Source organism: Paenarthrobacter sp. NPDC092416 (assembly GCF_044755025.1).
GTDB lineage: Bacteria > Actinomycetota > Actinomycetes > Actinomycetales > Micrococcaceae > Arthrobacter.
Genome location: NZ_JBIVQG010000007.1, coordinates 227,636 through 252,210, shown reverse-complemented (window position 1 = coordinate 252,210; position 24,575 = coordinate 227,636). Strand labels below are relative to the sequence as shown.

At 60.7% G+C, this 24,575-nt stretch carries 24 protein-coding genes and 1 pseudogene; 7 read left to right on the top strand and 18 right to left on the bottom strand.

Translation table 11 applies throughout. The features are described 5' to 3' along the window. Positions 1–19: 19 nt before the first annotated feature. The 15 genes and pseudogenes from ACIQC5_RS15135 to ACIQC5_RS15065 form a co-directional block, all read right to left on the bottom strand. Positions 20–584, bottom strand: a pseudogene (locus ACIQC5_RS15135) (aldehyde dehydrogenase family protein); the annotation flags it as partial. Between the two features lie 176 nt (positions 585–760). After that, complete coding sequence (gene dapA, locus ACIQC5_RS15130; protein ID WP_400283838.1) at positions 761–1,663, bottom strand: 4-hydroxy-tetrahydrodipicolinate synthase; 903 nt, start codon at positions 1,661–1,663, stop codon at positions 761–763. 28 nt (positions 1,664–1,691) lie between these two features. After that, on the bottom strand, positions 1,692–2,843 hold the full coding sequence (locus ACIQC5_RS15125) for a TIGR03364 family FAD-dependent oxidoreductase (protein WP_400283835.1): 1,152 nt from the start codon (positions 2,841–2,843) through the stop codon (positions 1,692–1,694). A gap of 53 nt (positions 2,844–2,896) precedes the next feature. Beyond that, positions 2,897–3,790, bottom strand: coding sequence for a LysR family transcriptional regulator (locus ACIQC5_RS15120; protein ID WP_400283832.1), 894 nt, complete (start codon positions 3,788–3,790; stop codon positions 2,897–2,899). Between the two features lie 23 nt (positions 3,791–3,813). Beyond that, positions 3,814–5,283 carry an aldehyde dehydrogenase family protein gene (locus ACIQC5_RS15115; RefSeq protein ID WP_400283829.1) on the bottom strand — a complete coding sequence of 490 codons (1,470 nt, stop codon included), beginning with the start codon at positions 5,281–5,283 and terminating at the stop codon, positions 3,814–3,816. Positions 5,284–5,329: 46 nt separating this feature from the next. Continuing rightward, a complete protein-coding gene (locus ACIQC5_RS15110; protein WP_400283826.1) occupies positions 5,330–6,691 on the bottom strand; it encodes an MFS transporter in 1,362 nt (453 codons plus the stop codon). A gap of 100 nt (positions 6,692–6,791) precedes the next feature. After that, positions 6,792–8,144, bottom strand: coding sequence for a phosphonoacetate hydrolase (gene phnA / locus ACIQC5_RS15105; RefSeq protein WP_400283823.1), 1,353 nt, complete (start codon positions 8,142–8,144; stop codon positions 6,792–6,794). 901 nt (positions 8,145–9,045) lie between these two features. Further along, complete coding sequence (locus ACIQC5_RS15100; protein WP_400283820.1) at positions 9,046–10,620, bottom strand: amino acid permease; 1,575 nt, start codon at positions 10,618–10,620, stop codon at positions 9,046–9,048. 81 nt (positions 10,621–10,701) lie between these two features. After that, positions 10,702–10,968: a hypothetical protein gene (locus ACIQC5_RS15095; RefSeq protein ID WP_400283817.1), complete on the bottom strand. Its 267-nt coding sequence runs from the start codon at positions 10,966–10,968 to the stop codon at positions 10,702–10,704. Next, a complete protein-coding gene (locus ACIQC5_RS15090) occupies positions 10,965–11,783 on the bottom strand; it encodes an alpha/beta fold hydrolase (RefSeq protein ID WP_400283814.1) in 819 nt (272 codons plus the stop codon). The genes ACIQC5_RS15095 and ACIQC5_RS15090 overlap by 4 nt, the downstream gene beginning before the upstream one ends. A gap of 36 nt (positions 11,784–11,819) precedes the next feature. Continuing rightward, positions 11,820–12,107, bottom strand: a complete 288-nt coding sequence (locus ACIQC5_RS15085) for a DNA-directed RNA polymerase subunit alpha C-terminal domain-containing protein (protein WP_400283812.1) — start codon at positions 12,105–12,107, stop codon at positions 11,820–11,822. An 11-nt stretch (positions 12,108–12,118) separates the two neighbouring features. Beyond that, the gene (locus ACIQC5_RS15080; protein ID WP_400283809.1) at positions 12,119–13,279 is read right to left on the bottom strand and encodes a pyridoxal phosphate-dependent aminotransferase; all 1,161 of its coding nucleotides are present in this window, start codon (positions 13,277–13,279) and stop codon (positions 12,119–12,121) included. 13 nt (positions 13,280–13,292) lie between these two features. Next, complete coding sequence (locus ACIQC5_RS15075; RefSeq protein ID WP_400283806.1) at positions 13,293–13,883, bottom strand: RraA family protein; 591 nt, start codon at positions 13,881–13,883, stop codon at positions 13,293–13,295. Beyond that, on the bottom strand, positions 13,880–14,545 hold the full coding sequence (locus tag ACIQC5_RS15070; RefSeq protein ID WP_400283803.1) for an RraA family protein: 666 nt from the start codon (positions 14,543–14,545) through the stop codon (positions 13,880–13,882). The genes ACIQC5_RS15075 and ACIQC5_RS15070 overlap by 4 nt, the downstream gene beginning before the upstream one ends. Next, entirely contained in the window at positions 14,545–15,210 is a 666-nt protein-coding gene (locus tag ACIQC5_RS15065) for an RraA family protein (protein ID WP_400283800.1), read from the bottom strand. Before ACIQC5_RS15065 ends, ACIQC5_RS15070 begins: the two co-directional genes overlap by 1 nt. Before the next feature lie 74 nt (positions 15,211–15,284). Between ACIQC5_RS15065 and ACIQC5_RS15060 the strand changes: the two genes are divergently transcribed. Next, complete coding sequence (locus ACIQC5_RS15060; RefSeq protein ID WP_400283797.1) at positions 15,285–16,175, top strand: LysR substrate-binding domain-containing protein; 891 nt, start codon at positions 15,285–15,287, stop codon at positions 16,173–16,175. 132 nt (positions 16,176–16,307) lie between these two features. Here ACIQC5_RS15060 and ACIQC5_RS15055 read toward each other — a convergent pair whose 3' ends face one another. Beyond that, on the bottom strand, positions 16,308–17,480 hold the full coding sequence (locus ACIQC5_RS15055; RefSeq protein WP_400283794.1) for an FG-GAP repeat domain-containing protein: 1,173 nt from the start codon (positions 17,478–17,480) through the stop codon (positions 16,308–16,310). Positions 17,481–17,687: 207 nt separating this feature from the next. Next, a complete protein-coding gene (locus ACIQC5_RS15050; RefSeq protein WP_400283791.1) occupies positions 17,688–18,065 on the bottom strand; it encodes a VOC family protein in 378 nt (125 codons plus the stop codon). A 97-nt stretch (positions 18,066–18,162) separates the two neighbouring features. On the opposite strand from ACIQC5_RS15050, the gene ACIQC5_RS15045 reads away from it, so the two are divergent. Both ACIQC5_RS15045 and ACIQC5_RS15040 read left to right on the top strand, forming a co-directional pair. Further along, a complete protein-coding gene (locus ACIQC5_RS15045; RefSeq protein ID WP_400283789.1) occupies positions 18,163–18,552 on the top strand; it encodes a DUF3054 domain-containing protein in 390 nt (129 codons plus the stop codon). A gap of 72 nt (positions 18,553–18,624) precedes the next feature. Then, on the top strand, positions 18,625–18,906 hold the full coding sequence (locus tag ACIQC5_RS15040) for an Lrp/AsnC family transcriptional regulator (protein ID WP_400283786.1): 282 nt from the start codon (positions 18,625–18,627) through the stop codon (positions 18,904–18,906). A 65-nt stretch (positions 18,907–18,971) separates the two neighbouring features. Here the strand turns inward: ACIQC5_RS15040 and trpD are convergent, their stop codons facing one another. Further along, positions 18,972–20,030, bottom strand: a complete 1,059-nt coding sequence (trpD, locus tag ACIQC5_RS15035) for an anthranilate phosphoribosyltransferase (RefSeq protein ID WP_400283783.1) — start codon at positions 20,028–20,030, stop codon at positions 18,972–18,974. A gap of 148 nt (positions 20,031–20,178) precedes the next feature. Between trpD and ACIQC5_RS15030 the strand changes: the two genes are divergently transcribed. From ACIQC5_RS15030 to ACIQC5_RS15015, 4 genes are all read left to right on the top strand, one after another. Then, positions 20,179–20,817, top strand: a complete 639-nt coding sequence (locus ACIQC5_RS15030; RefSeq protein ID WP_090821562.1) for a heme-copper oxidase subunit III — start codon at positions 20,179–20,181, stop codon at positions 20,815–20,817. A gap of 88 nt (positions 20,818–20,905) precedes the next feature. Then, a complete protein-coding gene (locus tag ACIQC5_RS15025) occupies positions 20,906–21,694 on the top strand; it encodes a c-type cytochrome (protein WP_400283779.1) in 789 nt (262 codons plus the stop codon). Positions 21,695–21,792: 98 nt separating this feature from the next. Then, positions 21,793–22,863 (top strand): Rieske 2Fe-2S domain-containing protein, encoded by a 1,071-nt coding sequence (locus tag ACIQC5_RS15020; RefSeq protein WP_400283776.1) that lies wholly within the window; start codon positions 21,793–21,795, stop codon positions 22,861–22,863. Further along, positions 22,841–24,514: a cytochrome bc complex cytochrome b subunit gene (locus ACIQC5_RS15015; protein ID WP_400283773.1), complete on the top strand. Its 1,674-nt coding sequence runs from the start codon at positions 22,841–22,843 to the stop codon at positions 24,512–24,514. The genes ACIQC5_RS15020 and ACIQC5_RS15015 overlap by 23 nt, the downstream gene beginning before the upstream one ends. Positions 24,515–24,575 lie beyond the last annotated feature (61 nt).

Genomic DNA, 24,575 nt, shown 5'->3' with positions numbered 1-24,575 from the left:
AGAGCCATGGAACCGCCATTTAGCCGCCGCCGCAGCCTTCGTTCGACCGGAAGTTGTACGAGGCGCCCGACGCGTGGTTTGTCTCCGGCCAGCGAGAGGTGATGACCTTGCCGCGGGTGTAGAAAGAGACACCTTCCGGGCCGTAGATGTGCTTCCGTCCCGTTCTTAACCTTGACGTCGAGGGCGCGCTCTTCGACCTTTCTGACCAGCAGGTCAGCGGCATCGCCGACGGCAACGGCTACCTAGATGGCCATACAGCGCTGCCCGGCGGAACCGAACGCGGCAGCGGCCAGATGGTCGGCAGCGTTGTCGAGGTCGGCGTCGGACATCACGATCGCGTGGTTCTTCGCGCCGCCCAAGGCCTGGACCCGCTTGCCGTGCGCAGTCGCAACCTCCGTGATGTGCTTGGCCACCGGCGTGGAACCGACGAAAGAAAGGGCGTCCACGCCCGGGTGGGTGAGCAGACCGGACACGACTCCGCAGTCGCCATGCAGGACCTGGAACACTCCGTCAGGCAGGCCTGCTTCCTTCCATAGTTTGGCCAGCAGCATGGCTGCGGACGGCACTCGGTGCGAGGGCTTGAGGCCGCAATGGACAGAACAAGAACGCGCCGTCCTGGATCCTGGACCAAATCCTGCCACCAGACCATGCTGTACCCATGGTCACCGTGCTGGACGGGCACCCTCACACACTGCTGCCTTGGCCATGATCCACTGAGATGCACGCGCAACAGAACGCAGTTCCGTTGCCGATTCTCCTGTCACGCCAGCGCCCACTGAGTGTCAAGCAGTTCGGTAGTGATGCCCGCTATTTCTGTTGGCAATGGCTGGGACAGCGGCGAACGCACAACGTTGCATGGCAGCCTGCCCTGCCTGTTTAGCAGCAATTTAGCCGAAACTGCAGCCGGAACATGGTCCATGACGGCGCGTATGAGCGGGGTTAGTTCGACGTTGATTTTCCGCGCATGCAACCATGCCCCGGTCCGGAGGGCATCTACCATTTGGCGGAAGTGTCTCGGAGCGGCGTTAGCTGAAACACTCACCACGCCGGCTGCCCCGGCAGACAACCAGGGGAATGCCAGCGCGTCATCCCCAGCGTAGACGGCGAGTCGTGTCTTGCGCAGGATCTCCATCATGGAACTGAAGTCGGCCTTCGCGTCCTTGACTGCCACTATCTGTGGATTGTCAGCAAGTCGCTCGAACGTTTCTCCCGATATCGCGATGCCCGCCCTACCAGGGATGTCGTACAACATCACGGGCATATTAGTGGCGGCCGCGATGCGGGTGAAATGGTCAAAGACTCCAGCCTGCGTCGGTTTGTTGTAGTACGGCGTGACTACTAGCTGACCGTCGGCTCCTGCTTTTGCCGCCCTCTTTGCCATCTCGATTGAACGTGAGGTGTCGTTGGTTCCGGTACCGGCGATCACCAGGGCCCGCTCCCCCAGGGTTTCTTTGACCACCCGAACGAGGTCCTCCTTTTCCTGATCGCCAAGGGTGGACGCCTCCCCTGCGGTGCCGCAAACAACCACGCCATCATTCCCCTCACCTATCAAGTACTCTGCCAGACTTGCGGCGCGGTCCAGGTCCACCTTTCCATCAGGGGTGAAGGGGGTGACCATAGCTGTCAGCAGGGAGCCAAAGGGACTGGAAACTAGAGTCTGCATGGTAAGCCTCCGATCTAAGGCGTGGCAGTTACAGCGCGGACAAGGTCTCAGATGCTATGCCGAACGACAGCGTCATTCCGATCCCGGAAGTTACCGTGATCGCCGTGGTGGTGGGGTTGACGTCCTCGACCAGTAGGGAGGTCAGGGGACTGGATGCATAAATGCCCTGCCACCTTTGGGTTACAGTCAACGCCGAGCCCAGAACTTTCTCGATCTCCTGGACGAGTCTGTCTGTCATCCATTCGTCTTGGAACGGGCCAATGGTCTGTCCGTAAACATGGCTGTCACCCAGCAGCAAGGTTCCATCCGGACGCCGCGTAAACATGACATTTGCGCCGATATCAATGAGTTCCGGGCTGTGGCCGTAAATTTCCTGGCGAAGGGCGTCAGCGGCCGGCATGGTGGTGAAGCCATCGTAACGAGTCATTGAAGTTCCGGTCAGGACGGCGGAGTCGAGTGTATAGCCGCTCGGTGCCGGCGCCAAGGCCATCTGCAGGGCGCACCGTTGAACTTCATAGCGGGCTGCGATTTCGGGAAAAAGATAGTCCAGGTCATGGCCCACACAGACCAGGACTTTGTCGGCTTCGAAATCTCCGCGGGAAGTAACGACGGTTCCTCCTTCATGGACGTCGCGGACGCTTGTGCCCCAATGAATGGTTACCCCCTTTTGCTTTTGGAGCCAGTCTGCGATGTCAGGTGCCGCCGTGCGTGGGTCCACACGAAGGTCCGCCGGGAGAAATGCTCCGCCCATGATGGCAGCGTCTGCAGAACCGCTCGAAGCAAGGCGGGAGGATACTTCCCTCGCGGTCAGCAATTGAACGCTGTCAGGGCCCCGCTTTTCGCTCAGTTGTTCCAAGACAGTCAACTCTGTGTGGCTTCGAGCCACTACAACAGCCCCTGCTTCCGGCGCCCAAAAACCTACCTCGCCGGCTGCGGCCAGCCAACCTTCACGGGAAGTGAATGCCGTCTCCAAGTACCGACCCTCCTGAGCGGTGATGCAGCAGTGCCCGAAGTTGCGCACGGAAGCGCCGTTGGGACGGGCGTCGCGTTCGATGATCCGCACGGTTAAGCCGCGGCGTACCGCCTCAAATGCATGCGCCAGTCCGACGATCCCGGCTCCGACGATCAAGAGATCCGTGGGCGAGGAAGTGGTGTGATCTTCATTGATAGGTGAATTCATCAGTGGTGTCCTTCTCTGGTAGGGCAGTGATACTGCCAGGAACTCGCTCGAAATTAGGGCCAGGCCTGCATCTTCTGGATCATTTCGACGAAGGCTTGCTCCACGGGGCTCAACAGTTGTCCTGCCATCCGGACGAGTGATACAGGACGGTGGCGTGGCGCTGGGTGGACATTGAGTCGGACAAGCTCGCCGGAGCGCAAGTCAGGTGCCACAACGTGTTCTGAAATCAAGGCCAGGCCTAGCCCCGCCCTGACACATTCCCTGGCCGCCTCCGAGGTCCAAACCGTCCATTGTTCGGCCTGGGTCAGTTCCCAGTCAGTCAGGGACTGGTCCTGGTCAAACCGGGTGGCTGACCCAATTTCCCTTAACAGGAACCGTTCCCTGGCTAGATCCGACGGCACCAAGCTTCTCCCCGCCAGGGCGCTTGCCCTCCCGGCGACGAGAACCAAAGCGTCGTCGAAAATCACGGTACTTTCGAGCTGTTCATGGTCGATTTCACCTGCACAAATGGCCAGGCTCACTTCGCGATTAATCAACCAGGTGGCTACCTTTTCCGTATTTCCGACGCGAAGTTCGGTTCGCAATCCAACATTTCCGACCAAGAACCGGCTCAGGGCGCGGGGAAGAAGATACGAACCCAAGGTGCTCGTGCCGGCTATGGACAGCTGCCGGTCTTGGATTCCCTGAGCAGCTGCAACGTCCTCTCCTACGTGGTCCATTACTTCAAAGATCTTGCGGGCATGATCGGCCAGCACGTGCCCAGCGGGCGTCAGGGATGCCCCTGCAGGCCCGCGATCCAACAAATGAGCCGAGAGCGAAGTTTCGAGACTTCTGACTTGGGCCGAGACCGACGGCTGACTCATGTACAGCCTTCTTGCTGCAGCCGAGAAGCTGCCGGTTTCGACCACTGCCATGAAAATTCTCAACCCTTGGATGCTTAGATTCATGGTAGGAACCTAGCGGGACATCTTCAGGCAGGAAAGCTGATGCATGCAGATCGCCATTCCATGTAGAAATCCCAGGTTTCCGGTGAACACTCGGGCGGGCCGTACTGAGACAGCTTGGATCCCATGTGTGGCAGATGCGGCCACGCGCCCACGCCTGGCCTGTTGACGTGCAGCATGCCGGCCTCGAACTTTTGGAGTGCATCGTAGATGTAGCCACGGTTGTTGGTGAAGATGGTGCCGGACATGCCGTATTTGACGGAGTTCGAGATGTTCATCGCGTGGTCAAAGTTCTCTGCGTCAATGACGCTCAGCACCGGTCCGAACACTTCCTCCATCGCCAGATCGGAGTTGGGAGCAACTTCAGTGAGCAGGGTTGGCTGCATGTAATAGCCGTATGCCAGGTCACCGTCCGTGACCACGGACCCGCCGGTCCTGATCACCGCCCCATCGCGTTGGGCTTGTTCCACGGCCTGCAGGCAAGCGGCCAATCTGGCTTCATTGACCACTGGCCCCAGCCTTGTGCCGCCACTAAACGGATCTCCAATGGTCAACTCTGCTGTTCGGGCTAGAACTCTTTGCACAAGTTCTTCACGCACAGTTCGTTCAACTACGACGCGACTGGTGGCACTGCAGCGTTGTCCGGCTTGGCCGAAGGCTCCGTGAAGGATCGCGTCCGCAGCGAGGTCCAGATCAGCATCGGCCAGAACAATCAGGGCGTTCTTCCCGCCTAGTTCCAGTTGCGTTTTGGCGAGCCTGGGAGCTGCCGCTGCCTGTATGGCCAGCCCGACACCCAGCGAACCTGTGAATGAGATGCCTCTAACCTCGGGGTGTTGACACAGCGTTTCCCCTGGTTCGCGATCACCTTGAACGAGGTTCAGGACGCCGGCGGGCACTCCCGCCGCTGCAAAGACATCGACAATCAATGCCGCCGTGTGTGGAGCCAACGGGGATGGCTTCAGAATGGCCGTGCAGCCTGACAGCAAGGCTGGTGCAATTTTCCAGATGGGGATAGCCAACGGGAAATTCCAGGGCGTGATAAGTGCAACAATACCGATGGGCTTTCGCCAAGTTATCGCCAGGCTTCTGGGCTCGTCTGCGGGCAGAGTCGAACCTGACAGTCGGCGCCCTTCGCCGGCGATATACCGGAGGATATCGACTGCCCGTTGAGCTTCACTCAGCGATTCCCGCAAGCACTTGCCTTGTTCCCTTGTTACTGCCGCGGCCAATTCGTCTTTCCGCTTGGCCAAAATTTCCGCGGCAGTAAACAGTATGTCTCCACGTTTGATGCTGCCCAAAGATTCCCATTCATCGCGGGCCTTTTCGGCAGCTCCTATGGCGTCCAAGGCATCCTGGGCCGAGGACTCGGGATAGTAACCAATGATGTCCCGGGCATCCGATGGATTGATGTTGGGAAAAGTTGCGCCACCGGTGGATGGGCGCCATTGACCGCCTATGTAGTTGAGTGTCAGGTCGGCTTCGCTAAGGTTTTTCATTTTTTCCTCTTGGGGGTTGAGGTCGTCAGGCTCCATTGCCTGATGATTAGACGCTTACTGGCCGCTTGTTCCAGGAAGGCAGCAGAATGGCCACGGCCACCAAGGCTGCGATGGCGAAAGTGTAGAAGATGACAGGTCCTGAGAAGAAACCTGGAAGAAGTCCGCCAAGGATCGCGCCTACGGAGCCACAGCCGTTCACGAATCCAGTGGAACCGGCTGCATACTTGGATGTCCCAAAATCAACCGCTGCTACGCCTGAGATCATTGCATCGGACGCGTAAGCCGTCAGGCCTATGAAGGCAAGAAGTCCGATAACCAGGTAGACGGATCCCGTTTGGGTCACGACCTGCCACAATGCAAGCGCTACTACCATCAGCCCTAGGCAAAGCACGCTGGGCGGTACCCTGCGGGCACCAAAGACGGTGTCTGACAACCATCCTGCCAAGACCGGTGCCACCATTCCAGTAATGCCGAACGCGATTGGAACCATAATCGCGGTCATGGTGCTGATGTCCGGCATGGCTTCAAGGATGAGCACTGGACCCCATAGCAGGATCGCGTAGCGAGCGGGCTTGATGAGAAAGTATACGAGGCCCAGCTTGAGAACCATTCGGTCGTAACGGACGGCTGCCAAGAGGTCCTTGGCAGAAAGCTTGGTCCGTGAACTGACGTCGGTAACCTTGGCATGCCTCTCATGCTGCCCGTCAAGAAGAGCGGGATCCTCGTCAATTCCGGGAAGCCCTACCTCCTGTGGGGAGTTCCGCTGGAAGATGATGAAGAGGATGAAGGCAAAGACGATCACGGCTGTCCCGGCAATGAAAGCCCATCGCCAACTATCAAAAAGCGAGTAGGCCACCCAGCCCGTCACGGGGGCGCCGGCCAGACCGCCAAATGCGTAGCTTGTAGAGAAGAAACCCATGGCGCGTCCGCGCTTGCTGATGGTAAAGAATGAGGCAATGTTCTTGCTGAGGGCGGACCAGCCGGTTGATTGGGCAAGTCCTTGCGTGATCATCAGTGGAAGGAAAAAGGCCGCGGCCGGTATGACGCCCATCAGAAGGGCGGCGACTCCGGCCATGATCATGCCGCCGGCAACCACTACGCGGGTTCCATACTTTTCGGCGCAGGCTCCCCAAACAAACTGACCCACGGCATAGGCTGCAAGATAAGCCGAGTCTAGAAGTCCCAATGTTTGGCGCGACAGGAATCCCTCATCGAGGATTCCGACTTTTGCTGCAGAGAACGCGGAACGGGGGAAATAGAAGGCTGCGTACGCAAGCCAGGAAAGAGCGAAGATTCTAAATTGCCACTTGCGCAGTTCTTGCCGTTTCGTAGAATACTTCTGACCTTCTGAATTATTCTGCGAGGGCTTTTCCTGAAGTGCGGCCTGGGGCTGGCTAACATCGGACATATCTAGTCCTCTCTTCATGCAAACCTATAAAAATGGCGTACCCAGCTATGCGGGGCGCCGGGTGGGCCCGCCTACCTGCGGCGGGCCCTGCAGCGTCAGATCAGCTGATCCCCACGAGGTTCACGGAGGCGTGAGTCGTCGCCACCCAGAAGGCATCATAGTTATGAACCACAGCGCGGTCTCCGTTGGGCGCTGTGCTTTCCGTGTCCGCGGGTGCAGTCAGGACACGATTCACCAGGAACGGGATGTTGAGTTCGCCCAATCCGCCGTGGGAGCGGAGAGGCACTTCGAGGTTCCCAAGATCGTGCCAGGCGGCGTACCGACCGAGAGCAGTGTTCTTGTCCGACAAAACCGTCAGATCGCCCATCCTGTCCAGGGGCATGTCGAAGAGATCTGCAGCTTCCTCCGAACGGTAAACACCTGATATTCCGTCCCGCCCCTCCAGCACCGCCAGGACAGCTTCCCTGTCAGCGCCTTCCGGCAGGTAGACGTTGGCGAACGAACCCAAAGCTCCGTGGTGCACGGTATACGGGTCAGTGATGGGAAGAATGACGCGACTGCCACCGGCAGGTGTGTCACCCTCAAGGCCAAGGACGCGGTTGACTTCCTCTTCGAGGTAGACGACCTGCGGCGTTCCGTCGCTCTTGTGTTTGGGGCTCATTCCGTGGTCGGCCGTAATCACTACGACTGCTCCGAGCTCATCCAGGGCGGCAGCATAGCGATCGATCATGGCGTAGAAGTCGTTCGCGGTTTCCGTTCCCGGAGCATTCTTGTGCTGGATGTAATCGGTGAGGGTCAGGTACATCAGATCCGGTGAACGATCCTGGAGGATGCGCACTCCGGCAGCAAGGACAAATTCACTGAGCTCTGCCGAATAGACACCGGGAAGGTCCATGTCGACCATTTCCATAACAGCGTCGATCCCATTGTTTTCCACCGTCGCAAGGTTGGCCTTTTCCGCGGAAAAGCAAATGCCCTTGTTGACAGGGTCCACCATGCTGCCTGAACCGGCGGGGTCCAGGCCCGGCTGAGTCAGCCCCGCGGCCAGGAGGCGGGAGAGTTTGTCCTTCGCAGTGACCACTGCCACCGACAACCCGGCCGCGGCAGCTGCAGCAAAGATGGTCGGAGCGCGAAGGAACTTGGGATCGTTCATCAACACCTCTTCTCCTGTTTCGGGATCGAGGATGTAGTTGCCACAGATGCCATGGACTGCCGGCGGCCGGCCCGTGGCAATCGACATGTTGTTGGGGTTCGTCAGCGTAGGAACAGCGCAGTGCGCCGGCCATGAGGTGCCTCGGGAAGAATCCAGCAGGTTGCTGAGCCAGGGCATCCGGCCTGCCGCAATAGCGCGCTCGTGGTACGCCGGTTCGCTGCCGTCAATGCAGATCACAACGACCGGAGCATCCGAGAAGGCGTAACTGCGCCCGTTTACTGAAAATTCTGTCGGTGACATGTGGTTTCCTACTCTCGCTATCCGCCCCGCACCGTCGCCAGCAGTTGGGGGCCAGATCTGTGAACTGGTGTGGTTAAAGCATCGACAGAAAGCGATGACCGGGATAGACACCAAAAAACTATGCTGGGTATCAACCGGCGCTATGCCCCTCCTTTCTATCCGAACATGTGTCTTACGGCGTTAACGTCCTGAAGCGTTCGACGGCGGGTGCATTCCCGGAACCGTCAATGACAGTTGCATGCGGACCAGCGCCTGGAGCCGGCTGCATCCATCAATAAAGGCACTTTCTTCCAGTTCGCGGGGTAGGTTTTCTTTCCAGGGAACGAAAACCTCGCAGACCCATAGCCGGCCAGTGTCGACGCCACGAGAGTTCCAAGGAAGAGCACCGCGATCAGGGTCAAGCCTGCTTAGAACGCGCTGGTACCAGGCGAGGTGCGTCCGGCCGTCGTGCCTGAACTGGCTAAGCTTCCCTAGCGCGCGGTATTCGGCGTTGATGTCGTAACCGAAAACGGCTTCGGTTGTTTCCGGGCAACGAGGTCCAGCCATGACCACCGGCGGCACCCCTTTCGCATTCAGGTTCCAGTGAGATTGGTTGCATCCCCCACACTGGTGCAACGGCCAGCATCCAGGACAAGCAGAAGCTGGGCATCATCGATGGTGGCAAGACGCCCGCTTGTACCGCAGAACCGTTAGCCCGAGGACCGATGGTCGGCGGCTTCCCTTGTTTCCAGTTCCAACTTCCATCTGACAGTGCTCCCCCGGAGTCCTGGCATGACGGCTCCTTTCTGCACGTAGCGGAACGGGACTGTTTCGCCGTCGGGCCGCCACCACCCGCTGACAGGAGCGTGATGTCCCGTCAGAACGAGGGCGGGAACGGTGGCGGCTCCTGGGTAGCGCGGTGTCATGACGTGCTGTTTCCCGCTGGCGCCCGGCCCTGATCAATCGCGGGACGGTTAGCCAGCACGGGAACGCTGCCGGTGTAGCCTTCGCGTTCCTTGGCTGCGGCGGCTATTCCGTCACGGGCGGCAAACCAGCCGCCGATCAACAGCGGAATCAGCACCAGCAGCGAGGCCAGAACCCAGCGGCCGGTTTCGGAAAAGCCCATGGAAACGAGCACGAAACCCAGGAACGCCAAGGTCAGGTAGGAGGTATAGGGAGCCCCGAACAGCCGGAAGCCCGGGCGCGTCATCAGGCCGGACCGCGAGAGCTTGTGCAGTTTCATCTGGCACAGGATGATGGTCGCCCAGCAGCCGATGATTCCCAGCGCGGAGATTTCGAGGACGATTTCAAAGGCCTGCGATGGGACGAGGGCGTTGAGGCCAATGCCAAGAAGGGCCACCACCGTGGTGAAGAGGATGCCGCCGTACGGAACACCTTGGCGGTTCATCCGGCCGGAGAACCGCGGCGCGGATCCATTAACGGCCATGGATCGCAGGATCCGGCCGGTGGAATAAAGGCCCGCGTTCAAGCTGGACAGGGCGGAGGTCAGCACCACAAAGTTCATGATGGATGCGGCTGTTGCGCCCGCTTGCGGGTCGCCGAGGTGCGAGAAGAACGTAACAAACGGTGACTCACCGCCCTTGTAAGCAGTGAAGGGCAACAACAGAGAAAGCAGCAGGATGGACCCGACATAGAACACGGCGATCCGGAAGACGACACTGTTGATCGCCTTGGGCATGACTTTAGCTGGTTCCTTGGTTTCCCCAGCCGCGGTCCCAATAAGTTCAATGCCGGCGTAGGCGAAGATGACCCCGCTTGCAGCAAGGAGCGGGGCGATGCCGCCGTTCGGGAAGAACCCGCCGTTGTCGGCGAACAGAACCGGGCCTGTCGGGCCGACGTCGGTGGCCGCGCCACTGAGGAGGAAGACGACGCCGACCACCAGGAAGGTGACCAGGGCGATGACTTTGACCAGCGCGAACCAGAACTCCATCTCACCGAAGAGCTTTACCGAGACCAGGTTCAGGGACAGCACCACCACCAGGGCGATCAGGGCCAGGAGCCACTGGGGTGTTTCCTGCAGCGGCGGCCAGTAGGGTGCCCAGAACTTCAGGTACAGGGCCGCTGCTGTGACGTCGACTATAGAGGTCATGGCCCAGTTCAGGAAGTAGAGCCAACCGGCCGCGTAGGCCATCTTTTCGCCGTAGAACTCCCGGGCGTAGGAAACGAACGAGCCGGAGGATGGCCGGTGCAGGACCAGTTCTCCCAACGCCCGGAGGATCAGGAAGCCGAAGAATCCACAGACGGCATAGACGAGGACCAGTGCCGGCCCGCTTCCGTTAAGGCGGGCGCCGGCTCCCATGAACAGACCGGTACCAATGGCTCCTCCGATGGCGATCATTTGGATCTGTCGCGGTTTCAGGGACTTGTGATAGCCGTGTTCTTCGCTGGAGAAGTCCCGGACGGCTGAGGCAACATCGCCTGTCTGCTCGCGTTCGTTTTCCAGTTCATCCGCTCTGTCGTGTGCGGGTTTTTGCATGTTTTTCTCCATGGAATAGAGCCGCACATCTTCGTGCGGCTCACGATAGGCCGTCCGGAGCGCCGGGCGGGTGGCCAAAATCTAGATGTTGACGTTGGCCGTGGGGTTCGTGCGGAACTGCAGGTCGCGGGGGCTGATCCAGACCTCGTAGCCTTCTTTGCGGACGAAGGCCCGGCGTGGCTGGACGCCGCTGCTTCTTAACCAGAGCGTGGATGAGTCGGCCATGGCGTGGTCCACGATCCCTGTGCGAACCGGCTCTCCGTGCTTACGGATCTGGACATGGCCACCGATCAGGGCCGGCCAGTCGTCATACCGAATGAACAGGGGCGGCGCGCATCGGCGTTTCATGCCTGCTCGCTGCCCAGGAAGAACGCTGTGAGGCGGTCCCACATTTCGGGTGCGTTTGAGTACATGGGGAAGTGCCCGCTGCGGGATATTTCTGCGAGCTCGATTCCCTTTTCGGCCAGCAGCGGAAGATACGACAGGGTGTTGTTCTGGACCCCGTACATGTACATCCGGGGAAATGGCAGGGCCAGGAATCGATCCATGAGGTTGCCGTGGTCGGACAGCTCCACCATGGATTCAAAGATGGGCCGGACCGCTCCGGGTCGAACTTTATGGGGAAGACTCGCGGCATAGAGGCTGCTGGAGTAGAACCGGGACTTCCACACACGGTCTTGGAAGTCCTTGAAAAAGCCGTCGGGATCCGGGTGGGAGTGGCTGATGATCTGACGGCTCAAGAAGCAGTCTTCCGGGGCCACGTTGCCCTCGATGTCCGCGAAACTGACAACCCGGGCCGGGTCTTGGTCCGCCAGTAAGAGGGCAGTGAGCCCGCCCATGGAGTGGCCCACCAAGTGAAAGCGGTCGATGCCCTTCGCGGTCAGGACTTCCTTGGCGACCCAAACGAGGAAGTGCACTGAGATGGCGTTCAGGTCCGAGCAGGTGCTCGCGCCGCAGCCGGGTGCGTCGTAGGCAAGGACCGGGCGGTCGCTGAGTTCTGCCTGCTGGATGACGTCGGCGTAGTCTTCCTTGGTCGATCCGAAGCCGTGCAGGAACACCAGCGGCGTCCCAGAGCCGGAACGGTACATGCCGGCGACTTCGACGTGCACTCCATCGAGATCGAGCGGAAGGGTGAAAGGCTCAAGCTTGGTCAGGCCAGGCAAGGAGTCCTCCTATCGAGTGGAATATGGTGTTGGGAATCATGCCTGAGGTGCGGCCCAGGCGTGGTGGTTCTTGATGTGTCTCTGGTTGGTGCTGGCCTGTAAATGCCGGTAATTCCTGCCCGCATTGTCTACGGCCAGTTGGCGGCCCATTGTCGCGAGGACTTCTTCGATGAGGTCCAACGAGCCGTCTCCCAGGCCGACCACTTGCGCCAGCAATTCCGTCCGGGACCACGTGACAAGTACTTCGACACTCCGGATGCCGTGCCGTGCCAAGGCATTCTCGGCTCGCGACGACAAGCCCAGGCCGGAGACCGCAATTGTCACTGCCGCCTTCGTCATTGCGGGAAGGCCGCAACTGCTGTGACGAACCGGTCCAGACCTTCCTTCAGGCTGGTGACGTCCGTGGCGAAGGAGAGCCGGACATGCCCTTCGCCGGAGGGCCCAAACTCACTCCCGGAGCGCACCATGACACCAGCAGCGGCGAATCGGGCCACCATCTCATCCGAACTCAATGAAGTGCTGATCCGGGGGAACGCGTAAAACGCACCCTGGGGCGTAAGGATCTCGACGTCGGGAATTCCAGCCAGTGCCTCCAGCACCAGATTGCGCCGTTCCTGGTATGACGCCGTCATTTTCTGAAGGTCTGCGTCCGGCGTCGCCAACGCTGTCAGCGCGGCATCCTGAACGAAGGTGTTCAGAGGCCCGTTGATGGTGCGGTGGATCAGGTTGATCTTGTCCGCGAGTGGGCCGGATGCAACAACAAATCCGAGTCGCCACCCGGTCATGGCATAGGTCTTGGACAGGGTGCTGCAGTAGACCACTTGCGATGAGACATCGCTGAGGTCCAGGGCCGATATAAACGGAAGCTCGTCGAAGACGATGCTGCCGTAGGCCTCGTCGGAGAGAAGCAACAGGTCCGGGTGGTCAGCCAACAAGGCGCCGATTCCGGCGAGATCCGCCGCAGAATAGATGCGGCCTGTGGGGTTCCCCGGGTTGCACATGATGATCATCCGGGCCGTCGCAGCCTCGTACCGGAGGGCCTCGAGGTCCAGCGACCCGTCAGCCCGCGCGGCGACCCAGACCACGTCCGCTCCGACCATGGCGGCATGGTCAGCGTAGAGGGAGTAAGTCGGCTCCGGGATCAACACCCGATCCCCCGGTTGGACCAGGGCCAGCATGGCGGCGGCCAGCCCCGCGCTGCCGCCGTGCGTGAGCACCACCTCGCGCGCTGTGGTGGGGCGGGGGTGCCCGGCGGAGATCTTCCGCGCGAGCACCTCCCGCAGTTCCGGTGCTCCAGTCATGGGCGAGTACCAGGTCCGTCCGTCCATCAGTGAACGGACGGCAGCGTCCACAACAGCGGTGGGGGTACCGGCATCGGGTTCGCCCATGGCGAGTGAGATGGCGCCCGGCGCTGCTGCGCCCAAGGTGGCTGGGCGGCGGCTGGAGGCGGCGATCCGTTCGGGAGCGCCTAGCTGGGGAGAGGACAAGACTGTCATCGGTTCTTTCCGTCTAAAAGGCGTACAACTCGAGGCTGGTTTTGCCGTGGCGGATTTCGTCAAGGATCCGTTGCTCATCGGCGACCCGCTGGTCTGCTTTGTCCAGGATGGAATCCACGGCGTCGCGAGGGACTATGACGACGCCGTCGGAGTCGCCGACTACCAGGTCCCCGGCACGGACGGTCAGCCCGCCCACACGCACTGGGGAGGTGAAGTCGCCCGGGTAGTCTTTGGCTGTTCCAACAACCGTGACGCTGCGGGAGAACACGGGAAAATCCATCTCAGCCATTTCATCGGTGTCGCGGACGCCGCCGTCGATCACCAGTCCCGCGATGCCGCGGTGCTGGGCGGCGGCGGCAAGGATTTCGCCCCAGTGACCGTGCTCGGCGCCTTGCATGTCGACAACGAGGACACTTCCGGCCGGTGCGTTCAGGACTGCGTGGTGCAAAGCGAGGTTGTCCCCGCCAACGCCCCGGACGGTGAACGCCGGTCCGGTGACCTTGGCTCCGCGCCAGGCCGGTTTCAGGCCGGGATCGCACGCGCAGGGCAGTTTGGAGGCTTCGTAAAGAGTGGCGGAGGAGTGTCCGCGGGCTGCATTGGTCACTTTTTACCCCACTGGAGGTCGTGGTAGCCGAGGTCTTTGCGGGCCTGGACCAGGGTGGTACCGGCCTTGACTGAGGCGACAATCCGGGTTTCGGTTTCTTCAATCTTTTCGGCCAGGTCGGCGACCTCTTCAGCGCGGGCGCTGGGTACCGAGAGCGCCCCGTCCGCGTCGGCACAGATGATGTCCGCCGGTGAAATGGTGACATCGTTGATGGTCACCGCGGTCTGGACGGCAACCAACTGGACCCGGTCCTTGCCGGTGCGCATGAACTTACCGCGGCTGAACAGCGGGTAGTTCTGCTGAAGCGACGTGGAGATGTCCCGGCAGACGCCGTTGATGACGGTTCCGGCGATGCCACGCTCGGCGGCGACCTCGGTCATGATGCCACCCCACACGGTGACGTCGGTGCGTCCTTCATTGTCGATCACGATCACGGCACCGGGTGGGACGTCGTCCAGGAAATCCCCGACGCTGCCGCGGGACTCGCCGGCCGGTGCGTACTGCACCGTAAACGCCGGTCCCGTGGCCCGGAAGTCATAGGTCAACGGCGACAACCCGTGCAGGGTCCCGTGCAGGCCGAGCGCATCCATCGCGTCCGAAATGGAAGCGGTGGGCAACGCGGCGAGTCGTTCGATAACAGACGTTTCAGTGGTGGTGTTCATTAGTGTTCCTCGGTAATTCCAGCCAGGCGCGCATCGCGCATGGCTTCGTGAAGTGCGACGCCGGCCCTCAGGTCGGCGGCGATGGCTTGTTCGCGTGCGGCCACGCCCTGAGCGCGTTCCAGCACCTCGTCAAGGTGGCTGCTGGGGACAACCACGACGCCGGTCTCGTCTGCCAGGATCAGGTCACCCGGGGTGACGGTCACCCCGCCCAGCTGGACAGGTTGGCCAGTCGAGCGCTGCTGCAGCCGTCCCCGGGCAGTGGCCGGGATACGTCCTTTGGCGAAAACGGGAAAGCCGATCTCCCTGGCTTCATGGACATCCCGGCACGCACCATCAGCCACCACCCCACGCACGCCGTTGAGCGATGCACCCAAACTCAGAAGCCCACCCCAGCAGGACACATCGGTGCGGCCCTCGTTGGCTACGACGATCACATTGGTGTCGTCCGCGTCCGCCACGGCCGTGGCACCGATGTGCGCGCCGGAGGGACCAGGAACAAAGGGCTCCAACTGGACCGTCACAGCGAAGCCCACGATCTTCGGAGTGCCCCACACGGGCAGGAATCCGGCCTGCCCCGGAGGCAGACCGAGCGCGTCGAGCGCATCAGACACTGCCGCTGAGTCCAGCGCCGTGTAGTGCTCCAGGAGTGTTGTTTGAGAAGTCATGCTTCAAGTAGACCGCCACGAATCGATATAGTGAAGGTCTGGTTAGCTATAGGTGGAAGAGGTCTTGCGACTCAATGATCGAGGTGCGCCAAGCCCGGTACTTTATTGCCGTGGCAGAGGAGCTGCATTTTGGGCGGGCTGCCGAACGGCTGATGATGTCCCAGCCACCTCTCAGCCAGGCCATCCTGCAGCTGGAACGGCTGCTTGGAACCAGTCTGTTGACCCGCTCCAGCCGCTCCGTGTTGCTCACCGACGCGGGGAAGCTGTTCCTGGACGAATGCCGCTTGCTGGTCCAGGCGTCCGAGCGGGCAGAGGAAGTCGCGGCGCGGTCAAAGTCCGGCATGGCCGGGACGTTACGCCTGGGGTCGGTGACGTCCGCTTTTGACGGCCTGCTCCCCGACATTCTGGACACGTTCCGGGGTGCTTGGCCGGACGTGGAGCTGGAAGTATCGGAGATCGACACTCATCACGGGCGCGACCGGTTGCTTCGGCGGGAACTCGACGTCGCCATCATCCGCCAGCCTGGTTCCGATAGGGGGTTACGGTCAGTTCCCCTGCGGCGCGACCGATTTGTCCTGGCACTCCCGGAGACGCATGCCCAGGCTGCCGGCGTGGGGGCGGTGGACCTTGCCCGGTTCAGGGACGACAGCTGGGTGTGGCTTCCGCGTGCGATCTCGCCGGACTATCACGACGAAATGGTGGCAGCCTGCCGCCAGGCAGGATTCAGCCCGCACGCCAGGCACTTGGCGAACTCCATCCAGTCCCAACTGGCCATGGTCGGTTGCGGCCTGGGGGTCACGCTGGTGCCGCGTTCATCACTGGGGGCTCGGCGGGGCCTGGTAGCACGGGAATTATCGCAACGGGTGGACCTCGTGGAGCTGTCGCTGGTCAGCCGGACAGGCACGTCGGAGACCATCGCGGACAATTTCATCGAGTGCGCGCGGGGTGTCGCGGACGGCGATTAGACGCAAGAGCGAGCGTTCGACGGCGGGAGGTTCCCGCCGTCGTACGCCCTGCATTTGTTGGTGCCCAGTAGCCCTGTTGGCGCTGCAGTCGGGGCCAACGCAGGACCAGGTGCTGCTCAGCGACTTTGTTCATCAAAGAATGGTGTCGAAGATGTCCCAGCCCCAGCCCACAATGTCAGCACCGAGCCACCCTCCGGCGCCATTACCGTAGTACATGACCAAGTTCCCGTCTTTGTTGACTGCATGGACGTCGGCGCGTCCATCGTGGTTGAAGTCCCCCGCGCTTCCTATCTGAGTCATCACGTCCCAACCCCATCCGACAACATCCGAACCAGCCCAGCCTCCCTTACCGTCACCCCTGTAGAGAAGCAACTGCCCCGCCTTGTCCCGGGCCAGCAGGTCCACGTTTCCGTCCCCGTCGAAGTCGCCCGGAGTGATGATGGCGTCCATGACATGCCAGCCCCATCCAACAACAGTCCGCGGAAGCCAACCCTCATAAGCGTTGATGGGATAGAGATATAAGTTTCCACTGGAATCGCGGGCCAGGAGATCGTTGAAGCCATCGCCGTCGAAATCTCCAGGGCCGACGATCTGATTGAAGACGTTCCATCCCGAACCAAACTCACCGCCACCGGTCTGAAATCCACCGTCGCCAGTGCCCGGAAGCAACCTGACGCTGCCGGAACTGCTCCACACCAAGACGTCGTTGATCTCACCCCAGAAGTCAGAGGTGTTGAGATCTCCCGGGGCCACCAAATGCGTGAACGAACCCCAGCCAGGACCAACGAGTCGGGAATCCTTCCAACCCTTCCCTTTGTCGTCCGCCAAGTACAGGAACATCGTGCCGTCTTTCCTGCGGGCGAGGAGCTCAACAGTGTTGCTGCCTGTGAAACCCAAAGACCGGGGAACGGCCTTGCGGATGGCGTCGGAAGCTGCAACCGTGATTTGCCGGGACCCGCAGACCGGAGTGGAGCCGGTGAGAACCGCAGAGATGCGGCTGCCGAGATCGTCTGATTCCAAGGCGTACAAGTACTCGCTATGGTCCGGTCGGGTTTCCACCGGATGACCATCGCGCAGCCACTGAACCTTATACCCAGGGTCCTGCAGGCTTGAGCAGTCCTTATAGATCGCTTCCGCTCCGCTGACTCTCAGAGCGTTGCCCACGACGGTTCGCCCTTCGATCCACGGGACATCAGCTTCTGCGGCTACTGCACTGGTGGGCCCGAGGGTGGCCCCTGTCGCCAATGCGGCAACCAAAGTCACCCAGGCCTTCAGGAACCGTGTCCTTGTTTTCACGGAAGCCATGATCTCCCCAATCGTGAAGGCCGGATGTTCATGGATTCATCATCGAGCGGGAGGCGTAAGCACTCCGGCACCTCCAGAGTAGATTCGCAGCGTGTCGTGGCCTCGGACCTCGCATCGGCTTGGCGTTACACCACGTTGGCTTGGCGTTACACCGCGTCGGACCCGTTCATCCCGCAACGTGAGCTGAGGATGCCTGAGAAACTTGAGTTAGTCGCCGGAAGCACGGATGCGGCTGACCAGGCCCACGGTATTTCCTTCGCTATCCTCGATGAACGCCATCCACTCTTCGGACTGGGCAGGCCCCAAAAGGTCGTCATCGTGGGCGAATATCAGCTGGGGTTCCGTGATGATCCTGACTCCGCGGTTGCGCAGGGACTCCACGCTCCCATGCAAGTCAGCTACTTCGACATAGATCAGCGAAGAAGGAGCACCCTTCTCCAGCAGAAGCCTGACTCCCGCTACATCAAAGAAAACCAACCCCGGGGGATCAAAGACTGCCTTGGGTTCTGCTCCGAGAAGCGCGGCGTAAAACCTCTCTGCCCGCTTCAGGTCTTCAGCGCGTTGCGCCACTTGAATTAGCCGCATAGCATCCTCCGCCTGTGGATGGAGAGCCCTCTGGCGAACAACTTTTCACCAAGCGCCGACTTCGTGCAAGAGCCTCCACCCCGATAGTCTCGGAATCATGTCTTCACCCTTGCGAACCACGCTCTTGGCAGCCACCGCCGACCTCGTCCTCATCCTCGTTTTTGCCGCCATCGGCAGGGACGCCCACGCGCGGGGCGACATTATCACCGGCGCCTTTGTCACCGCATGGCCGTTCCTCGCCGGTGGTGCAGTGGCATGGGCCCTCGCACGCGTGTGGCGGAGCCCTCTTCGGGTATGGCCCTCAGGAGTATGCGTCTGGATTGGCGCCGTGGTCATCGGGATGCTGCTCCGGGCTGCAACCGGGCAGACTGTGGTTTTGGCATTCATCATCGTTGCCCTGATCAGCCTGGGAGTTTTCCTGCTGGGCTACCGAGCTCTCGCTGCCCTGGTTCTTCGACTCTCTCGGAAGCAGCAACGCCGAGCCTGAATCGTCGTCGGCTGTGGCAAATGCACTAGGCTGGAGATCGTCCGCAATGATGCATTTCCGGAAAGGCCCCACGTGATCACTGCTTTCGTTCTGATCAAAACCGATGCGTCGCGCATCCCGGAAACCGCTGAGCAAATCTCGGCCATCCAAGGCATCAGTGAGGTCTACTCCGTCACTGGCGAATGGGATCTAATCGCGGTGGCCCGTGTCACAAAGCACGATGAACTCGCTGATGTCATCGCAGACCGGCTCTCGAAGGTACCTTCGGTGGTCCATACGACCACGCACATTGCATTCCGCGCGTACTCGCAGCATGACCTCGATGCTGCCTTCGCCCTGGGCTTCGAACAGTAAGGCCCAAACCCCGACATTTGCCTCACTGTGGATGACCCGCCGGAGAACCGGCGGGTCATTTTTGTTCAGCTCTGGCTGAGGGAGATCCACTTGCTCAGGACGCCTGCGGCTTTTCCGGAATCCACGGACTCGGCCGCCCTCAGGTAGGCGGTCCTCATTCGGTCGAGGAGCGGCCCTTCTGCATTCACATCCACAGCCACCAGGCCCGCCGCAGCATTGAGGAGCACTGCCTCGCGGATGGGGCCCCGCTTGCCGTCGAGAGTCTCACGGACCACCACAGCGTTGGCAGCGGCATCACCCCCACGCAAGTCAGCCACTGTGGAGGGGCCAATACCGAGTTCCGTGGGCGAGAATACTTGTTCCGTTACTGTTCCATTCCTGATTTCCCAGACAGTTGAAGGTCCCGTGGGCGTGAGCTCGTCCAGACCGTCGTCGCCACGGAAAACCAGTCCTCGGCTGCCGCGGCGTGCGAGCACACCCGCCACAAGAGGCGCCATACGGGCATTGGCGACGCCGACTGCGGAGGCCTGCACGTGCGCCGGGTTGGTCATTGGACCCAGGAAGTTGAAGGCAGTCGGAATCGCCAATTCACGTCGCGGAACTGCCGTGTGGCGGAAGGACGGGTGGAAGACCTGTGCGAAGCAGAACGTGATCCCGGCCTCTTCGGCGTTGCGGGCCACCTGTTCGATGGAAAGGTCCAGTCTGACACCCAATGCTTCCAGGACATCGGCGGACCCGGACGTCGATGACGCCGCCCGGTTTCCATGCTTAACCACTTTCGCTCCCGCACCAGCAGCTACAAGGGCCGCCATGGTGGAGATGTTCACGGTGTTCAGGCGGTCTCCACCGGTTCCCACGATGTCGAGCTTCTCGCCAGAGATATCAATCGGGTTGGCGTTCTTAACCATGGCCTCAACGAGCCCCGCGAGTTCCTCCACGGTTTCGCCCTTGGCACGCAGGGCTACCAGGAAGCCTGCGATCTGCGCAGGTGTCGCTTCGCCGGCCATGATCGTGTTCATGGCCCACTCTGTATTGCCAACTGCAAGGTCGGAGCCGTTGATCAATGCAGAGATGAGCCCTGGCCAGGTATTGCTGGCTGCGGGGGCCGTTGCCGGAGAAGTCACTCCCCGATGCTATCGAGCCAGCAGCGCGGATGACCAATGTGAACGTCGCCGGGAACTTTTCCGCGCGATTTCGCGTCTTTGTAGAAAAAGTCTCCCGAATCGGTGGTTTGCATTGGGAAGTCTGGACTTTTACAGACATAATGTCCTTGTGACATCTGCGACCCATGCCCCCAGTACCCCGGCGCACCCGACGCTGAACCGCCCCAACCTGGTTTCTGTTGGAACCGTTGTTTGGCTGTCCAGTGAGTTGATGTTCTTCGCCGGCCTCTTTGCCATGTACTTCACCCTGCGCTCCACATCCGGTTTGATGTGGGCCGAAGAGACGGCCAAGCTCAACTTCCCGTTTGCGCTCGTCAACACCATCGTCCTCGTGGCCAGTTCCTTTACCTGCCAGATGGGCGTCTTCGCTGCCGAACGGCTCGAACCGCGCCGCACCGGCGGTCCGCTGCAGTTCACCCGCTGGGGCATGACCGAGTGGTTTGTTCTCACCTTCATCATGGGTGCCTTCTTCGTAGCCGGCCAGACCACGGAATACGCGATGCTCGTTTCGGAGCACGTATCCCTCTCGTCCAATGCCTACGGCTCTGCCTTCTACATGACCACAGGCTTCCACGGCCTTCACGTCATCGGCGGTTTGATCGCGTTCCTCTTCATCATCGGCCGCGCCTTCGCAGCCAAGAAGTTCGGGCACTTTGAAGCGACGTCGGCGATTGTCACCTCGTACTACTGGCACTTCGTCGACGTTGTCTGGATTGGCCTCTTCCTGGTCATCTACGTCCTCAAGTAAGCCCGGCTTTGACTCTTTTTCTACAAGAGGCAGAATTTCAAGAAGCGGCTCTAGGAGCCGACGCAGGATCGAATAAAGGAACCACCACGTGAAGGCACTCTCGCAGAAGCGACGTCACCCACTGGCAGCCATTGCGCTGCTGCTGATGGGTCTCCTCCTCACTGGTGGGCTTTACGCCGTCGCCACAACTGTCAACCAGGCCAAGGCCGACACCACTAGCTACAGCGCAAGTGACGTAGAAGAAGGCGGCAAGCTCTTCGCCGCCAACTGCGCCACGTGCCACGGCATGGGTGCCAGCGGAACCCAGGACGGCCCCTCGCTGGTCGGCGTGGGCGCAGCTGCAGTTGACTTCCAGGTTGGCACCGGCCGTATGCCCATGCAGATGAACGGCCCCCAGGCGGAGAAGAAGCCCGTCCAGTTCAACGACGAGCAGACCACTCAGTTGGCCGCTTACGTTGCATCGCTCGGTGCGGGCCCGGCCGTTCCGGAAGAACACCTTCTGGACGGAAAGGGAGATGCGGCCAACGGTGGCGAACTCTTCCGAGTCAACTGCGCCATGTGCCACAACGCTGCTGCTGCTGGCGGCGCCCTGACCCGCGGCAAGTTCGCTCCGGCTCTTGCGGATGTCACTTCCAAGCACATCTACGAAGCCATGGCCACGGGCCCGCAGAACATGCCTGTATTCAACGACTCGAACGTCTCCCCTGAAGGCAAGCGCGACATCATCACCTTCCTGAAGACGATTGAAGCCAACGGTTCGCCTGGTGGCGCCGACCTCGGCTCGCTTGGACCCGTATCCGAAGGCCTGTTTGTCTGGGTCGCCGGCTTGGGCGTCATCATCGCCTTCACCATCTGGCTGACGTCCCGTACTTCGTAGTCGGGCAGCGACAAAAACTTCTGCTGCTCAGTCAGCAGTTTTGAACTGATAATTAACTCGGCTCACGCCGAGACAACGAGAGAAGGATGAGGCGAATTATGGGCAACCATAGTGACGGCAGTCCGAACCACTCGGGCACCGTAGCTACGGCTGGTCAGAATGAGGTGGAGAAGTTCCAGGATCCTGGACTGCCTCCGCATCGTTTGCGCCTGGCTGACACGGACCCGGTAGCCGCAAAACGCGCCGAGCGTCAGGTAGCCATTCTGTTTGGCACCTCAGTCATCGGCACGCTGATCTTCCTGGTGGCGTACTTCGCCATCGACCTTGGTGAAGATTCCACCATTGCAACCATTCGTACGCAGAACCTCTTGCTGGGTCTGGGTACGGCGTTTGCGATGCTTGGAATCGGCACCGGTATCGTGCACTGGGCCAAGGCCCTGATGCCCGATCACGAAGTGTCGGAAGAGCGCCATGCCATCCGCACCGAAGAAGATCGCCAGGCTGCAGTCCGCATCGTCGACGACATCGTTGAGGAAACCGGCATCAAGCGTCGCCCGCTGATCCGCAACACCCTCCTTGGTGCTGTTGCACTCGCTCCGCTCCCCGCACTCGCCATCTTCGGCGATCTGGGCCCCCGTCCGGACGATGCCCTTGCACACACCATGTGGGCACCGGAAGGCGGCAAGCTCAAGCGGCTCACCCGTGACCCCGATGGCACCCCCATCAAGGCCTCGGATGTCACCATCGGTTCGGCGTTCCACGTCATTCCCGAGGGCCTCAACGAGCTCCACGAGGGCAAGCTGAATGAAAAGGCCAAGGCCGTCGTTCTGCTGATGCGTCTGGACCCGAACTCCTTGAACCCCTCAGAGGGGCGCGAAAGCTGGAGCTACAACGGCATCGTTGCTTACTCCAAGATCTGCACGCACGTTGGTTGCCCGGTTGCTCTCTACGAGCAGCAGACGCACCACCTCCTGTGCCCGTGCCACCAGTCCACCTTCGACCTCACGCGTGAATGCAAGGTCATCTTTGGACCGGCAAGCCGTCCTCTTCCCCAGCTGCCCATCGCAGTTGACGCGGAGGGCTACCTCGTCGCGACCAGCGACTTCAAAGAACCTGTAGGACCGAGTTACTGGGAGCGTGACGAGCATGAGCGCCTCATCAACAGCTGAAGCCCCCTTCGTAGCGAAGACCAAAGTTGGCCGTTTCACTGACTTCGTCGACGAACGTGTAGGCGGCTCCGGCATCCTCCGCGAGTTCGGCCGGAAGGTCTTCCCGGACCACTGGTCATTCATGTTCGGTGAGGTGGCGCTGTACTCCTTCGTCATCCTGCTGATGTCGGGTACCTTCCTGACCTTCTTCTTTGACCCGTCCATGGCGGAGACCCATTACCAGGGTTCCTACACGCCGTTGTACAACGTCGAGATGTCCGTGGCTTACAGCTCGTCGCTGAACATCTCCTTCGATGTTCGCGGTGGCCTGTTCATGCGTCAGGTACACCACTGGGCAGCACTGCTGTTCGTGGCGTCCCTTGGTGTTCACATGCTCCGCGTGTTCTTCACCGGCGCATTCCGCAAGCCCCGTGAAATGAACTGGGTTGTAGGTGGCGTCCTGCTCATCCTTGCGATGGCTGCAGGCTTCACCGGTTACTCCCTCCCCGATGACCTGCTGTCCGGCAACGGTCTCCGCATCATCGACGGCGTGATCAAGTCCATCCCGGTTATCGGAACGTACACCTCGTTCTTCCTCTTCGGTGGGGAATTCCCCGGCACGGCCATCATTGGCCGCCTCTATGTGCTCCACATCCTGTTGGTTCCGGCCCTCATCCTGCTGATGATCGTCGTCCACCTGTTCATGGTTGTTGTGCACAAGCACACGCAGTACCCTGGCCCGGGCCGCAACGACGGCAACGTCGTCGGCTACCCCCTCGGCCCGGTCTATGCTGCCAAGGCAGGTGGATTCTTCTTCATCGTCTTCGGCGTGCTGGCTCTCATGGCGGCTGCTTTCACGATCAACCCGATCTGGAACTACGGTCCGTATGACCCCTCCCCTGTTTCTGCCGGTACCCAGCCTGACTGGTACATCGGATTTGTTGATGGTGCCCTGCGCCTGATGCCGGGTGTCATCAACGACTTCCACTTCGAGTACGTCGTCTTTGGGCACACGCTTACGTTGAATGTCCTCCTCCCGGCGCTTGTGCCTGCAGGAATCATTTTCACGGTGCTGTTCATGTACCCGTGGATCGAACGCTGGGTCACCAAGGACAACCGCGAACACCACGTCCTTGACCGTCCCCGCAACGTCCCGACCCGCACGGCGATCGGTGTTGCAGGCTTCACGTGGTACTGCGTTATGTGGGCAGCTGCAGGTTCCGACCTCATAGCCACGCACTTCCATGTCTCACTGAACGACGTCACTTACTGGTTGCGGACCCTGTTCTTCATTGGCCCGGTCATCGCGTTCATCGTGACGAAGCGCATTGCCCTCGCCTTGCAGCGCAAGGACCGGGAGATTGCTCTCCACGGCCGCGAGACTGGACGCATCGTCCGACTCCCGCACGGCGAGTTCATCGAAGTCCACGCACCGCTGGACGAGTACAAGCGCTACAAGCTCGTTGGTTTCGAATCTCCGCTTCCGTTGCCGGCTGAGCCGAACGAACACGGTGTCGTAACCCGCAAGGAGAAGCGCCGCGCTGCTCTTTCCCGGTGGTTCTTCGAGGACCGCGTTGCTCCGGCAACTCCCGCGGAACTTGAAGCCGCCCACTCGCATGGCCACCACGAGGCCATCGAAGCAGGCGAAGACCAGAAGAGCCTCAGCCACTAGCTGACAGCTTCAAAGGCAAAGAGGAAGGGCCGGTCCACATGGACCGGCCCTTCCTCTTTGT